The sequence below is a fragment of the Flavobacterium galactosidilyticum genome (assembly GCF_020911945.1).
Classification (GTDB): domain Bacteria; phylum Bacteroidota; class Bacteroidia; order Flavobacteriales; family Flavobacteriaceae; genus Flavobacterium; species Flavobacterium galactosidilyticum.
In genome coordinates, this window is sequence record NZ_CP087135.1 from 1,071,474 (window position 1) to 1,085,660 (window position 14,187).

The window sequence follows — 14,187 nt, forward strand, 5'->3', positions numbered from 1 at the left end:
GACGTTCATCTGACAAAGAAAAGAAATGAAAAAGATACTACTACTCCTTATACTAATTACTACCCTAAGTTTGGATTCCCCGCAACAAGATGCTTATGATGTAGGTGAATATTTTAAACTTAGAATCCATTACGGTATTGTTAACGCTGGTTATGCAACGCTCGAAGTTAAAGACGCAACAGTCAATTCTAAAAAAGCTTTTCACGTTGTTGGAAAAGGATATACCACTGGAATGTCACGATTTTTCTTTAAGGTAGACGATCTCTACGAAAGTTATATTGACAAAGAAACTGGAAATCCATTTCAGTATGTCAGAAAAATAAATGAAGGTGGCTACACTAAAAATCAAGAGGGATTTTTTAATCAGGCAACAAATCGTGTTGTCGTAAAAGATTATAAAAACAAGAGTGAGAAAACTATAATGGTTCCAAAAAACACTCAAGATATCTTATCCACTTTTTATTATTTAAGGAATCATCCTAATATTGATAAGTTAAAAGTGGGTGAAGCAATTGCTATTGACATGTTTTTTGATGATGAAACTACAAAATTTAAGCTAAAGTTTATTGGACGAGAAAATATAACCACTAAATTTGGCGTTGTTCCATCAATGATTTTTAGACCTTTAGTGCAATCTGGACGTGTTTTTAAAGAACAAGAAAGTTTAACGGTTTGGATTTCAGACGATGATAATAAATTACCAATTAGAATTAAAGCTAGTTTAGCCGTAGGTTCAATCAAGGCAGACTTAGATGAATACAGAGGATTAAAAAATCCTTTCAAAAAGAAATAAGAATGAATGAAAATGAGGTTTCAGATGAATTACTAAAAGAAATTGAGCTTAAATACCAAGCAATAAATCAAAAGACAGAAACACAGTTAGAAGGACTATTATGGTCTAAACCCATTACTTATTGGGATTATATTCAAACGGATGCTTTGTTAAGTCTTCAAATTCAAAGAACTACACTTCCTGATGAAATGGTTTTTATCATGTATCATCAGGTTAATGAGTTAATTTTTAAAATGATTCTTTGGGAGATGAAACAAATCTCTTATTGTGAAAATATTCGAACTGAATTTTTCACTGAAAGATTAATGCGTGTAAGTCGATATTTTGATATGCTAACCACTTCTTTTAGCATTATGGGAGATGGTATGGAAGTCGATCAATATATGAAGTTTAGAAATACTTTGACTCCTGCCTCCGGTTTTCAAAGTGCACAATACAGATTAATTGAATTCTCCTCTACAGATTTGATTAATTTAATAGATTATAGATATAGAGGAACAATTGATAGAAGTACTTCTTACCATTTTGCTTTCGAACATTTGTATTGGCAAGCCGCTGGGAAAGATTATCAGACGGGAAAGAAATCGTACTTGCTAGAAGAGTTTGAAAAAAAATACAAAAAAGTGTTCCTAGCGCATATGCAGGAATACAATACCATTAATATTTGGCAAAAATTCAAACAATTGCCTGAATTGGATCAAAAAAATCCAGCATTAGTAGAAGCAATGCGTCATTACGACCACACGGTAAATATTACTTGGGTAATGCAGCATTTGAATACTGCAAAGAAATATATTGATCAAAGCGGGAAAGGTGATGGAGAAGCTACAGGCGGAAGCGACTGGAAAAAGTACATGCATCCAAAATACCAGAGAAGAATTTTTTTTCCAGAATTATGGAGTAGCGACGAATTGGAAAATTGGGGAGTGGAAATGTAGGTTGAATTAAAAAACAAGGTTTGAAATACGTATTAATAGTTATAATAGCACTATTCTCTTTAGTTTCATGTGATAAAACTAAAGAAGTAGCTGAGGAGAAAGTAGTAAAAAAAGTTCCTAAAAAATCGGAATTTGGGTTTGTATATGCTGACTTTAATGTTGTTCACGACACTATAGAAAGAGGAGATGCTTTTGGAACTATTCTAGAAGGCCAGAATATAGGTGATCGTAAAATATATGACGTTATTGCTGCAATAAAAGATACATTTAATGTTAGATCAATCAGATTTCATAAACCTTTTACTTTACTTCGATCTAAAAATAAGAAGCATGAACTACAGGTTTTTATTTATCAACCTGATGCTTTAAGTTATTATGTGGTCGATTTTCGAGATTCGGCTGTTGTAGCTTATAAAAAAATTAAACCTATTACAATTAAAAGACGTACCATAGGTGGCGTTTTGAAGGAATCATTGTCCGAGACTTTAGGCAATGCCAAAGTAGAAGGAGTCTTAGCGAGTAAAATAGCTAAGATCTATGCCTATTCTATTGATTTTATGAAACTAAAAAAAGGAGATCGTTTTGCAATAACGTTTACAGAACGGTTTATAAACGACTCAATTTATGATGGTGTGGAGGATTTAGAAGCATCATTTTTCGAATATAGAGGTAAGATTATTTATGCCTTTCCCTTCGCTCAAAATCCTAATTCAGACAAAATAGAATATTACGACGAAGAGGGAAAGACGCTCAAGAATTTCTTTCTGAAGTCACCTATTAAGTTTAGCAGAATTTCATCACGGTTTTCATCCTCTCGATTTCATCCTGTACAACATCGATGGAAAGCACATAAGGGAACCGATTATGCAGCGCCTCGCGGAACTCCTATTACTACCACGGCAGGTGGTGTTGTGGAGCAAAGCGGATATTCAGCTGGAAATGGAAACTTTGTAAAAGTGAAACACAACGGGACTTACGCTACGCAGTATTTGCATATGTCAAAAATACTAGTGAAACGCGGTCAGCGCGTTGCCCAAGGTCAAGTGATTGGATTAGTGGGAAGCACCGGGCTTGCTACGGGGCCACATGTTTGTTATCGTTTTTGGAAAAATGGGGTTCAAGTAGATGCATTAAAACTCAAATTGCCTAATGGCGAACCAATGACAGGCGCTAGCAAAAGTCGTTATCTTGAAAAAATCACTCCGTTAAAATTTGAATTAGATAGTGTTGCTAATTTGTAATACATTAGTTTATTATTTGGAGGTCTTTCAAATGATTGTTTCGTATTCATAAGTGATTCTTATTGTGCTTTTTAAAATTAAGATGATTTATTAGTAAATTGTGATATTGTTAAAAGCACTTGAATGATTAAAACTAATTTGAGTATTTTTGGCTTTATCAAAATAATATTAAAATTCTTTATAAATGGCTTTAGATACTATAAACCCAACGAAAACAAGTGCTTGGAAAAAATTGGATGCACATTTCAATGAAATGCAAAAAGCATCTATGCAAGAGCTATTTCAACTAGATGGCGATCGCACCAACAAATTTTACTTGAAATGGAATGATTTCTTAATTGATTATTCTAAAAACATCATCAATCAGGAAACAATTCAACTATTGTTAGAGTTGGCTGATGAAGTAGGTCTAAAAAATGCTATAAAAGATTATTTTGATGGTGCTGCAATCAATCAAACTGAAAATAGAGCGGTATTACATACTGCATTACGTGCTGATGAATCTGCAGTTGTAAATGTGGATGGAGTAAATGTCATTCCCCAAGTAAATGAGGTAAAGAATAAAATTAAAGCATTTACGCATGAAGTAACCTCAGGTCAAAGAACTGGTTTTACAGGTAAGCCATTTACTGATATTGTAAATATAGGCATTGGCGGCTCAGATTTGGGACCGGTGATGGTTGTTGAGGCATTACAATTTTACAAAAATCACCTAAATACACATTTTGTTTCTAATGTTGATGGTGATCATGTGAGTGAAATTATCAAAAAATTAAATCCTGAAACTACCTTATTTGTTATTGTATCTAAAACATTTACCACACAAGAGACATTAACAAATTCAGAAACCATCAGAAGATGGTTCTTGCAATCAGCGAAACAGGAAGATGTGGCCAAACATTTTGTTGCAGTTTCTACTAATATGCAAAAGGTAACTGAATTTGGTATCGATCCAGAGAATGTTTTTCCAATGTGGGATTGGGTTGGTGGCAGATTTTCATTATGGAGCGCAGTTGGTCTTACTATAAGTTTAGCAGTTGGATTTGATAATTTTAATGGTCTTCTGAAAGGGGCAAATAAAATGGACAGCCATTTCAAAAGCACTGATTTTGATAAAAATATGCCAGTAATTTTAGCATTATTAAGTGTTTGGTACAACAACTTTTTTAATGCTGAAAGTGAAGTGCTGATTCCGTACACGCAATATTTACAAAAATTGGCTCCATACTTACAGCAAGGAACGATGGAGAGTAATGGTAAAAGTGTAGGTAGAGATGGGGAACCAGTAAACTACCAAACGGGAACTATTATATGGGGAGAACCAGGAACAAATGCACAACATGCTTTTTTTCAGTTAATTCACCAAGGAACCAAGTTGATTCCTGCGGATTTTATTGGATTTATAACTTCTTTATACGGCGATAAAAATCATCATGACAAGCTGATGTCTAACTTTTTTGCGCAAACAGAAGCGTTAATGCACGGAAAATCTAAAGATCAAGTGCAAGCAGAATTTGATAAGCAAGGACTTGCGGTGGAAAAAGCAGCATTTTTATTGCCGTTCAAAGTTTTCTCCGGCAATAAACCAACCAATACTATTTTAATTCAAAAGTTGACACCTGAATCGTTAGGATCTCTGATTGCTTTGTACGAGCACAAAATTTTTGTACAAGGAGTTATTTGGAATATTTTTAGTTTTGATCAGTGGGGAGTTGAATTAGGAAAACAATTAGCAAATAGTATTTTAGATGAAATAAATACTAAAACCGTTAAAAATCATGACAGTTCTACAGCTTTTTTATTAAATCATTTTTTACAAAATAAGTAGAAAGTTTAGCAATGATTGTCAATTTATACCAGTAAGTCATATTTCTCAGCTATTAAAATAGTTGAGCAAAATAATTTAAGCCCTGATTTTAATCAAATTAGGGCTTTTTTTTATATCATTAAATTTATAATCATAGTTTTTTTTAAAAAACGACTAAAAATTAATAAAAGTAATTTCTGAAATTTTTTACGAAAGCATTAAATAAATAGTTGCAACAAAGGAAATATCTCATTAATTTTAGTAAAATGAAGATTTTCTGCTATTATTTAGTTAAAAGGACATTTAAAAATTTGAGATTCTTAACGTTGTATTAACTTATTCAAACAAAAATGTTATATTTTTGCCAAATATTATTAAACTAAACAATATGAAAAAATTATTAAGGATGTTTTTTGTGTTAGCAGTATTAATTTACGCTAACCCTGATGTTTACGCTCAGGGTAATACTAATTCTTCTATTAGTGGTGTAGTCTATGAGAAGGGTTCACAAACCTTACCAGGTGCATCTATTCTTGCAGTACACACACCATCAGGAACTCGTTATTCAGCATCTACGGATGGTACGGGTAATTTTAGCATCTCAAATATGAGAGTTGGTGGGCCTTACAAAATCACTATAACATTTGTAGGATTTTCTGATTTTTCAGAGAATGAAGTTTTTCTTCAGCTAGGGGAAAACAAAACTTTTAAAATTGTATTGGCTGAAGCGTCAAATGAATTACAAGAAGTTGTTGTTAAAGCTGTAAGAGATAATACTTTTAATTCTCAGAGAACAGGTGCTCAAACAGTAATTAATTCAGATAAAATTAAGGCATTGCCATCTTTGTCTAGAAACATTGCTGATTTTGCTAGATTAACTCCTTCAGCTCAATTGAGAGGTGATGATATTTTATCTATTGGTGGACAAAATAACAGATTCAATGCAATTTATATTGATGGAGCTGTTAGTAATGACGTTTTTGGTTTAGCTGCAAACGGAACTAATGGTGGTCAAACTGGAGTAAGCCCAATTTCAGTTGATGCAATTGAGCAATTTCAAGTAAGTGTAGCTCCTTATGATGTTAAACTATCAGGTTTTGCTGGTGGAGCAATTAGTGCAATTACTCGTTCTGGAACAAACAACTTCGAAGGGTCTGCTTACTTTTTATACAGAGATCAATCTCTTGCTGCTAAAACACCTCCTTCATTAGCAGGAACAAATGGTAGACAAAAATTAGCTGATTTCTCAGCACAAACATATGGAGTTCGTGCAGGTGGAGCATTAGTCAAAGATAAATTGTTTTTCTTCATTAACTACGAAAGACAAGACAATGAAACGCCACAACCTTTTGATTTAGCTAATTACACAGGTACGTCAAAAAACAGATTAGGAGAACTTAGAACTAAATTAGCCACTTATGGATACGACCCAGGTTCTTTTGAAAACAATGTACGTACACTTGTAAGTGATAAAGTTATTGGTAAATTAGACTGGAATATTAATGATAACCATAAATTGTCGTTGAAGCATAGTTATGTAACTGCTGAGCAATTTTCTCCAAGCCGTTCGTCTGCTACAGCACTTAACTTTATTAATGGTAGTCAAGTATTTAATTCAGTGACTAACTCCACATCTCTTGAGTTAAACTCAAGATTTGGAAATAAATTTTCAAATAACTTAGTGGTAGCTTACACTAATGTTGCTGATGATAGAGATGCTTCTGGAGATCCGTTTCCAACAGTACAAATATTTGACGGAGCAAATCAAAGTATTTACTTTGGAGCAGAAGGATTCTCTACAGCAAATCTTTTAGACCAAAAGATATTGACCATTACTGACAATTTTGAAATAAATGTTGGTATGAACAAAATTACTATTGGTACTCATAATGAGTTTTCTCAATCTAAAAACGTATTTTTTGGTAATAACTACGGTTCATACCGCTATGCTAATTTAGATGATTTCTTATTAGACAGAAAACCGAATAGATTTCAAATGAACTACTCTTTAATAGGAGGAAGTGGTGATGAATCTCTTGGGGCAGCTGAATTTGGAACAAAACAATTTGGTGTTTATGTTCAAAATGAAATGAGATTAACCAATAACTTTAAATTGTCATACGGTGTAAGAGTTGATGTACCAGTTTGGGAAAACGGTATGGGTAATGCAGACTTCAATAATAGAACAATAGGTTTGTTGCAAGCTGCAGGTAAAGATTTACAAGGAGCAACTGTAGGATCTAGAATTAATACTACTCCACATTTTGCACCACGTGTAGGTTTTAATTATGATGTAAACGGTAATAAGTCTACTCAAATTAGAGGAGGTTTAGGGATTTTCACATCAAGATTGCCGCTAGTATGGCCAGGTGGAACGTATAATAACAACGGGGTAACTCAAGGTGCTATATCAATTACATCTGCCACAGGAATGCCTACTTTTAGTGCAAATACGAGTGTAGATAGTCAGCTTGCACCACTTCCAGCTTCTTATCCTAGACCAGGTTCAGGAAAAACTGGAGGAAACATTGATTTGTTTGCTAAAGATTTCAAGTTACCACAAGTATTCAAAGCAAGTTTTGCTGTTGATCAGAAGCTTCCTTTAGGATTTGTTTTCACTTCTGAGATCACATACAACGATAATATTAGTGCTGTTGTTTACGAAAACTTAAATATTAAAAATGCTTCAAGTAACTTAACAGGAGCTGATACGAGACCTCGTTATAACGGAAATAGTAGAGTTGATCCATCTTATTTAGGAGTTTATTTAGGTTCTAATACGAGTGAAGGAAAGGCATATAATGTAGCTTTTACATTAGCTAAAAACTTTAGATCTGACTTTATTGATGCTAATATCTCTGGTACTTATTCTTACGGTAAGTCTACCGTTTTGATGGATGCAACTTCTTCTCAAAATAGTTCTCAGTGGAATAATACTGAAACTGTTAATGGTGCAAACTACTTAAGACTTGGAAGATCTGATTTTGATCCAGGAAGCAGAATTGTTTCTAATGGTAACGCTACGTTCAAATGGAACAGCTTTACTAAATCTAGAATAGGTTTCTTCTACGAAGGAGCTCAAGGTAATCCAATTAGTTATGTTTATAATGACTCGGGTCGTTTATTGCAAGATACATTCTCAAACTCAGCTTTGATTTTTATTCCTGCTAAAAAATCTGACATTAATCTTATTGCGGCAAACGGTTTAACTCCGGATCAGCAATGGGATGCGTTGAGTGCTTTTATTGAAGGTAATGAGTATTTGAGAAAGAGAAAAGGTGGTTATGCAGAGCGTAATGGTGATCGTTTAAAAACTACTCATGTAGTTGATTTAAAATTTGCTCAAGAATTCACTATTAATGTGGGTAAAAAGAAACACACTCTTGAGTTTACAGCAGATATCTTTAACTTTACCAACCTTTTAAACAAAAATTGGGGTAAAAGATACTTTACTAGCAACGACCAAGTACAGTTAATCAAACAAGAGAACTTCTTGCCTGGAACTAACACGCCAACTTTCAGTTATAATCCAACTGTTGCTACAAATATTAACCAGCTAGATGACGTAGGTCTTAACTCATCAAGATGGCAAATGCAAACTGGTGTTCGTTACACGTTCAACTAGTTTAAATTAAAATAATTCAACCCTCATTTCATTTGAAATGGGGGTTTTTTTTATAGCTTTTTTTCCTATATTTGTTTAAAACAAAAAATATATTTATGTACAATTTTATTCAAAAATTTCATTCCGGTTGGGCTTATTTAGCACTTTTAGTATTAGTAATTGCAGTGGTTAATTCCTTTATTGGGATGTCATCTAAAAAAGAGTTTACTGCTAAAGATAGAAAAATTGCACTATTTGCATTGATAGGAATTCATACACAATTATTAGTTGGTCTTATATTATATTTTGTGTCTCCTTTAGGTTTTGCTTATTTAGGACAAATGGCTGACAAAGCGTTGCGCTTAACTTCATTAGAGCATCCATTAATTAATATCATAGGAATTACTTTAATAACAATTGGATGGTCTAAACATAAAAAATTAAATACTTCAGAATCTAAATTCAAAACTTTTTCTATTTTTTACGGTTTAGGTTTATTACTTATACTAAGTAGAATTCCATGGTCTATGTGGTTGTAAAAAAAACAAAAAAAAAGCTCTAGAAATAGAGCTTTTTTTATCTAGGTATGGTTTTTGTAAAATAGGTTTAACTAATCCGATGTATATGAAAAGATCAATAACTTTATTTTTTTTATTGGCAGTTATAAGCTTAGTCAGCGGTCAAAATACTAAAAAAGACAAACAACAAATTCCTGCTCCAAAAACTACTTCTACACAAATAATATCTGCAAAATCAGCTGCTCAAAAGAATCAGGTTCTGAAAGATAGCATCAAAAAGAATAAAGAAGTAGTTGAGATTCAAGAGAAAAAAATAGATTCTTTAGTTACTGTTTTAGGAATTTTTAAGCCTTTCAAAAAGGAGGCCCATGCTTCGTATTATGCCGACAAATTTACTGGTAAAAAAACGGCTAGCGGAAGCAGGTTTGATAATAATAAGTATACAGCAGCACATAAAAGACTACCTTTTGGAACAAAAGTAAGAGTCACCAATGAAAAAAACGGAAAGTCAGTTGTTGTAGAAATTACGGATAGAGGACCTTTTGTAAAAGCTAGAGAAATTGATCTTTCAAAACGAGCATTTATGGATATTGCCTCTAATAAAGGAAGTGGAGGAATGCTAGTAACTATAGAAGTAATGGACAAGTAATCACCACTTTTTAAAAGGATTCTTGCTTAAGTACGAATTGTAATAACGTATATCTCCGGTTACTTCTTCGCCAAGCCAATCTGGTTTTTCAAAAATTTCATTTTCAGAATTTAGTTCGATTTCAGCTACTATTAAACCCTCATTTTCATCGTAAAATTCGTCCACTTCAAATGTGTGATTTCCTGATTTAACCTCAAAACGGTTCTTATTAATTACTCCTTCCTCGCACAGTAGCAATAAATTTTTAGCTTCGTCAAGTGCGATTTCTTTTTCCCATTCAAATCGTGATAGTCCAGATTTATTTGAAGCTCCTTTAATGGTTAAAAATCCTTTTTCCCCTTTGATCCTAACACGGACTGTTCGCGCTGCTACAGAACTTAAATAGCCTTGCGCAATGTGGTTTTGCGTAAAAGCATCGTTCTTGAATGAATTATTTTTAACCAAAAATTTTCTTTCTATTTCAATCATTTTTGCCTTCTATATTTCGTTTAAAACCTTAAAAGAGTTTTTGGTTTTTTAATTTTACTTGTTGAACTCGATTTCTTATTTTCAAAAATTAGATTTACACTTCGTGCTCTTTTTTTAAAAGAAAAAACGACTTTGATTTAGCGATAATGTACGCTGCTAATTTTGTTGATCTTTCGCTCAAATATAGTGTTTTTCAATTATACTTATTTCGTTGCGATCTTCGATTTTCAGTTCTTCTATGTGTTGTATTAGTTGCGTTTTTTGTGAAAAAGATTGATTCAAATTTTTTAACGCTATTTTAATGTAATTTCTCAACCGATTTGTATTTTTACAGAAATTAAAGCGCCTCAATGAAGTCATTTTTTAAAGTAAAACCAAAGGTTACACCTCAAGGTCTATTAACGGAGTTTTTTGGCGAGGCTCAATCTTGGCGAGATACTAATGATAATTTAGAGCCTTTAGTGGAGCTAATTCGGCTAATTCGACCGGTAGATATCAAAAATAGTGAAAAGGTTGATCTGCGCGAAATTATTGATTTTTTAAAGGAGAATTATTCCTGCAGAAAACAGCTTTCAATCTACTTAAAAGCTGTTTTTAAAGACAGAAAATTCAACAAGATACTTTCCGATGCTGCCATTATGCAGGATGTAGATTTTATTTTTGAAGTTAAAAAAAGAATTTTCGCCAAATTTTTACCGTATCAGCCTCAAAAAGATACTCTAGAATATGTTCTCAACCAGGTTTTTTATCTTGCTAGCGACGGGATTTGGATTGATAGAATTCCTTTAAATCAGTTAGAGGAATTATATGGTCTTTTGAAGTTTAATTCTATTTATGATAGTATGGAACTAAATTCTGTATTATCTGAAATTTTAATTGCCCAGCATTTGTTAATCCAGCGAATTAGTGGGCGCGCTATGGAAACAGAAGTTATAAAAATGGTTCCAGAATTTGATGATCTGGAGAATCCGTTTTCGGCATTTGAGAAAGAATTATATTTAATAGAAGAAAGAGTTAGAAATTCTAATAATCATTACATCACTTCTGATGATATTTCTTATTCACAGTTATTAGTTTTAGAAAAGCAGTGTGAAGGATTTGTGGATAAGGCTTTTAAAAATAGTTCGAAGTATGGTATTTCATTGCGTGTAAACCAGAACTTACTTAAAATACGACAGCAATTAGAACGCCTTAGATTTTTAGTTTCATTGCTAACGGTTGATAATGAAAAGGACAAAAAATATAATGGAATTTCTTTATCCTTACAGTTAATTAAATTTAATTGCTATAAAAATAATGTCCGTAAATTTATTGGTGAAAGCACACAGTTAATATCATATGAAATTACGCAGCATACTGCTAAAACAGGAGAACGATATATAACAGAAAGCCGTAAGGAATATTTTAATATGTTTAAGGCTTCACTTGGTGGAGGCTTTGTTGTTGGGATTTTATGTGTTATAAAGATATTATTATCTAAAGCAGACACAAGTTATTTTGGATATGCCTTTATTTATAGTATGAATTATGCTTTAGGTTTTATTGCTATTTATGTATTGGGGTTTACTTTAGCCACTAAACAGCCTGCAATGACGGCCTCAGCATTAATCAAGGCGCTTGAAGAAGGTGTTTTGCAGCAAGGGAAAAACGCAGAAAAGTATAAAGCGTTTGCAGTTCTATTTGCTCGTGTTTTTAGATCTCAGTTTATTGCTTTCGTGGGCAATGTCATTATGGCTTTTCCGGTTTCTTTGTTGGGGATATGGTTAATCGACTACTTTTTTCATTACAATATTGCAGCAAGTAAATGGGAGCATTTACTTATAGATTTGAGCCCAATTCATTCCTTAGCTATTTTTCATGCAGCCATTGCAGGATTGTTTCTATTTTTATCTGGAATTATTTCTGGCAGTATTTCTAATAGAGACAAACACAATCAGGTTTATTTTAGGATTACAGAACACCCTTTTCTTAAAAGAAATTTGGGTAAAACAAGAACTAAGAAACTAGCCGATTTGTATGAAAAACGATGGGCTGGTATTGTTTCTAATTTTTGGTTTGGTGTATTTATGGGGAGCACGGGTTCTATAGGATTGTTTTTAGGTTTAAATTTAGACATAAGACACATTACTTTTGGAAGCGGTAATTTAGCTTTAGCGTTATACGGGGCTAATTACGAAGTTAGCTATTGGATGTTGTTCTGGGGAATCTTTGGGATTGGTGTCATTGGATTGGTTAACTTTATAGTGAGTTTTAGTTTGTCGCTTGGACTTGCGTTTCGCTCTCGAGCAATTTCATTATTTGAATTGCGATTTGTGACAGGCTCCATTTGGAAGCATTTTAAATCGAGACCTATCAGTTTCTTTTTTCCAACGGAAAAGAAAATAAAAGAATTAGTTGTCCCGCCATTTAGTAATTCGTAATTCTTTACGACTCTTAAAGAGAAACAGTTTTTAGATTGTTTACTATGGACGAATTAACTTCAAATCGGAAAATTATTCATGTCGATATGGATGCCTTCTACGCATCTGTAGAGCAATTGGATAATCCATTACTACGCGGTAAGCCAATTGCTGTTGGTGGTTCTGAGAATCGTGGTGTTGTTGCTGCGGCAAGTTATGAAGCAAGACGATTTGGTGTTCGTAGTGCTATAAGTGGCGCTGCAGCTAAAAAAAACTGTCCAGATCTTATTTTTGTAGCACCGCGATTTGATCGGTACAAGGAAATCTCAGCTCAAATTCAAAAAATATTTTATGAATATACTGATTTGGTTGAGCCGCTATCCCTTGATGAGGCGTACCTCGATGTAACTATTAATAAAAAAGGAAATCCAAGCGCTACTTTATTGGCACAAGAAATTAGACAACGAATTTTTGATAGTGTTGGATTGACTGCTTCGGCTGGGGTGTCAGTGAATAAGTTTGTGGCTAAAATTGCCAGTGATTACAATAAACCCAACGGACAGAAAACCGTTAATCCAGATGAAGTGATTGCGTTTCTGGAAGTTTTAGCTATTCGTAAATTTCATGGGGTAGGAAAAGTTACTACAGAAAAAATGTACCAATTGGGGATTTTTACAGGATTAGACTTAAAAGCTAAATCAGTAGAGTTTCTGGAGAAGCATTTTGGTAAATCCGGCACTTTCTATTATAATGTAGTTAGAGGTATCCATAATAGCGAAGTAAAATCAAATCGAATTACAAAATCGGTTGCGGCTGAGCATACTTTTGATAGTAACCTTTCCTCCGAAATTTTTATGATGGATAAGTTGGAACTGATTGCGGTTAGTTTAGAAAGAAGATTGAAACGGAATAATTTGGCTGGTAAAACAATTACTTTAAAGATTAAGTATAGTGATTTTACGCAACAAACGAGAAGTAAAACAATGCCTTACTTTGTTTCTGATAAAGCTTTGATCTTAGAGATAGTTCGAGAACTTTTGTATCAAGAGCGCATGAAGGATTCAGTTAGATTACTCGGTATCTCAGTGAGTAATTTAAATACTGAAAAGAAACAATTTGTTACCGTACAGCTTAAATTTGATTTTTAAACTGATGAAAATGGCGTTCAACAAGGGTTAAAGTTGGTAAATTGCTATTTTATCTTTATAAATAAATTTACTTTTGATGTTGTAAATTTAATTATTATGAGTGACTTTAATCAATATGATGAAAATATAGCGCTGTATAACAGTAGTTTGAAAGTGAAGAGTCCTCCTATATATTGTTGGGATTTTAATTTTAACTTTCTAGAGGATGTTAGAAACTTCTATTTGGATTTGAATAAATTAGATGCAATTGCTTCACAGAATAAATGGTCGGCTAATGATTGGGATTTGAAGAGTAAATTGAAAGAGGAGGTAATAATTGTAACGGATAGCAAACTGAAAATTGTATTCGCTTCGCACAACATCGTTGCAATGAATGGGTATTCTTCAAATGAGGTGTTAGGTAAAAGTCCGAGAATGTTCCAAGGTAAAGAGACTAATGCGATCGTGTCAAAGGAAATACGAAATGCTATTATAGAGCTCAAGCCTTTTGAAAAGACCATAATAAATTATAAAAAAAATGGTGATACATATCAGTGCTTAATAAAAGGTTTCCCTGTTTTTAATAATAAAGGTCATCTAAGTCATTACATCGCTTTTGAGAAAGCTGCATAAAAGAAAACCT

At 33.1% G+C, this 14,187-nt stretch carries 11 protein-coding genes; 10 read left to right on the forward strand and 1 reads right to left on the reverse strand.

Features of this window, described 5'->3' with window-relative positions:
• The first annotated feature begins 25 nt into the window (after positions 1 to 25).
• The 7 genes from LNP27_RS04680 (at position 26) to LNP27_RS04710 (ending at position 9,550) form a co-directional block, all read left to right on the forward strand.
• A complete protein-coding gene (locus tag LNP27_RS04680) occupies positions 26 to 793 on the forward strand; it encodes a DUF3108 domain-containing protein (RefSeq protein WP_229943373.1) in 768 nt (255 codons plus the stop codon).
• A gap of 2 nt (positions 794 to 795) precedes the next feature.
• Entirely contained in the window at positions 796 to 1,731 is a 936-nt protein-coding gene (locus tag LNP27_RS04685) for a tryptophan 2,3-dioxygenase family protein (protein WP_229943374.1), read from the forward strand.
• Between the two features lie 20 nt (positions 1,732 to 1,751).
• A complete protein-coding gene (locus tag LNP27_RS04690) occupies positions 1,752 to 2,972 on the forward strand; it encodes a M23 family metallopeptidase (RefSeq protein WP_229943375.1) in 1,221 nt (406 codons plus the stop codon).
• Positions 2,973 to 3,156: 184 nt separating this feature from the next.
• Positions 3,157 to 4,800 (forward strand): glucose-6-phosphate isomerase, encoded by a 1,644-nt coding sequence (pgi, locus tag LNP27_RS04695; protein WP_229943376.1) that lies wholly within the window; start codon positions 3,157 to 3,159, stop codon positions 4,798 to 4,800.
• 367 nt (positions 4,801 to 5,167) lie between these two features.
• Positions 5,168 to 8,404 (forward strand): TonB-dependent receptor, encoded by a 3,237-nt coding sequence (locus tag LNP27_RS04700; protein WP_229943377.1) that lies wholly within the window; start codon positions 5,168 to 5,170, stop codon positions 8,402 to 8,404.
• A gap of 95 nt (positions 8,405 to 8,499) precedes the next feature.
• Complete coding sequence (locus tag LNP27_RS04705) at positions 8,500 to 8,922, forward strand: hypothetical protein (protein ID WP_229943378.1); 423 nt, start codon at positions 8,500 to 8,502, stop codon at positions 8,920 to 8,922.
• 85 nt (positions 8,923 to 9,007) lie between these two features.
• On the forward strand, positions 9,008 to 9,550 hold the full coding sequence (locus LNP27_RS04710) for a septal ring lytic transglycosylase RlpA family protein (RefSeq protein ID WP_229943379.1): 543 nt from the start codon (positions 9,008 to 9,010) through the stop codon (positions 9,548 to 9,550).
• Here the strand turns inward: LNP27_RS04710 and LNP27_RS04715 are convergent, their stop codons facing one another.
• Positions 9,551 to 10,018, reverse strand: a complete 468-nt coding sequence (locus LNP27_RS04715) for a CYTH domain-containing protein (protein WP_229943380.1) — start codon at positions 10,016 to 10,018, stop codon at positions 9,551 to 9,553.
• A gap of 350 nt (positions 10,019 to 10,368) precedes the next feature.
• Between LNP27_RS04715 and LNP27_RS04720 the strand changes: the two genes are divergently transcribed.
• The 3 genes from LNP27_RS04720 (at position 10,369) to LNP27_RS04730 (ending at position 14,177) form a co-directional block, all read left to right on the forward strand.
• Positions 10,369 to 12,438, forward strand: coding sequence for a site-specific recombinase (locus LNP27_RS04720; protein WP_229943381.1), 2,070 nt, complete (start codon positions 10,369 to 10,371; stop codon positions 12,436 to 12,438).
• Positions 12,439 to 12,482: 44 nt separating this feature from the next.
• On the forward strand, positions 12,483 to 13,565 hold the full coding sequence (gene dinB / locus LNP27_RS04725; protein WP_229943382.1) for a DNA polymerase IV: 1,083 nt from the start codon (positions 12,483 to 12,485) through the stop codon (positions 13,563 to 13,565).
• A 96-nt stretch (positions 13,566 to 13,661) separates the two neighbouring features.
• On the forward strand, positions 13,662 to 14,177 hold the full coding sequence (locus LNP27_RS04730; protein ID WP_229943383.1) for a PAS domain-containing protein: 516 nt from the start codon (positions 13,662 to 13,664) through the stop codon (positions 14,175 to 14,177).
• Positions 14,178 to 14,187: the final 10 nt, after the last annotated feature.

Bases quoted from the DNA above. Each gene is read 5' to 3' on its own strand.
- LNP27_RS04715 (WP_229943380.1), bottom strand. From the start codon at position 10,018: ATGATTGAAATAGAAAGAAAATTTTTGGTTAAAAATAATTCATTCAAG.
- LNP27_RS04720 (WP_229943381.1), top strand. From the start codon at position 10,369: ATGAAGTCATTTTTTAAAGTAAAACCAAAGGTTACACCTCAAGGTCTA.
- LNP27_RS04700 (WP_229943377.1), top strand. From the start codon at position 5,168: ATGAAAAAATTATTAAGGATGTTTTTTGTGTTAGCAGTATTAATTTAC.
- LNP27_RS04705 (WP_229943378.1), top strand. From the start codon at position 8,500: ATGTACAATTTTATTCAAAAATTTCATTCCGGTTGGGCTTATTTAGCA.
- LNP27_RS04710 (WP_229943379.1), top strand. From the start codon at position 9,008: ATGAAAAGATCAATAACTTTATTTTTTTTATTGGCAGTTATAAGCTTA.
- dinB (WP_229943382.1), top strand. From the start codon at position 12,483: ATGGACGAATTAACTTCAAATCGGAAAATTATTCATGTCGATATGGAT.
- LNP27_RS04685 (WP_229943374.1), top strand. From the start codon at position 796: ATGAATGAAAATGAGGTTTCAGATGAATTACTAAAAGAAATTGAGCTT.
- pgi (WP_229943376.1), top strand. From the start codon at position 3,157: ATGGCTTTAGATACTATAAACCCAACGAAAACAAGTGCTTGGAAAAAA.
- LNP27_RS04680 (WP_229943373.1), top strand. From the start codon at position 26: ATGAAAAAGATACTACTACTCCTTATACTAATTACTACCCTAAGTTTG.
- LNP27_RS04730 (WP_229943383.1), top strand. From the start codon at position 13,662: ATGAGTGACTTTAATCAATATGATGAAAATATAGCGCTGTATAACAGT.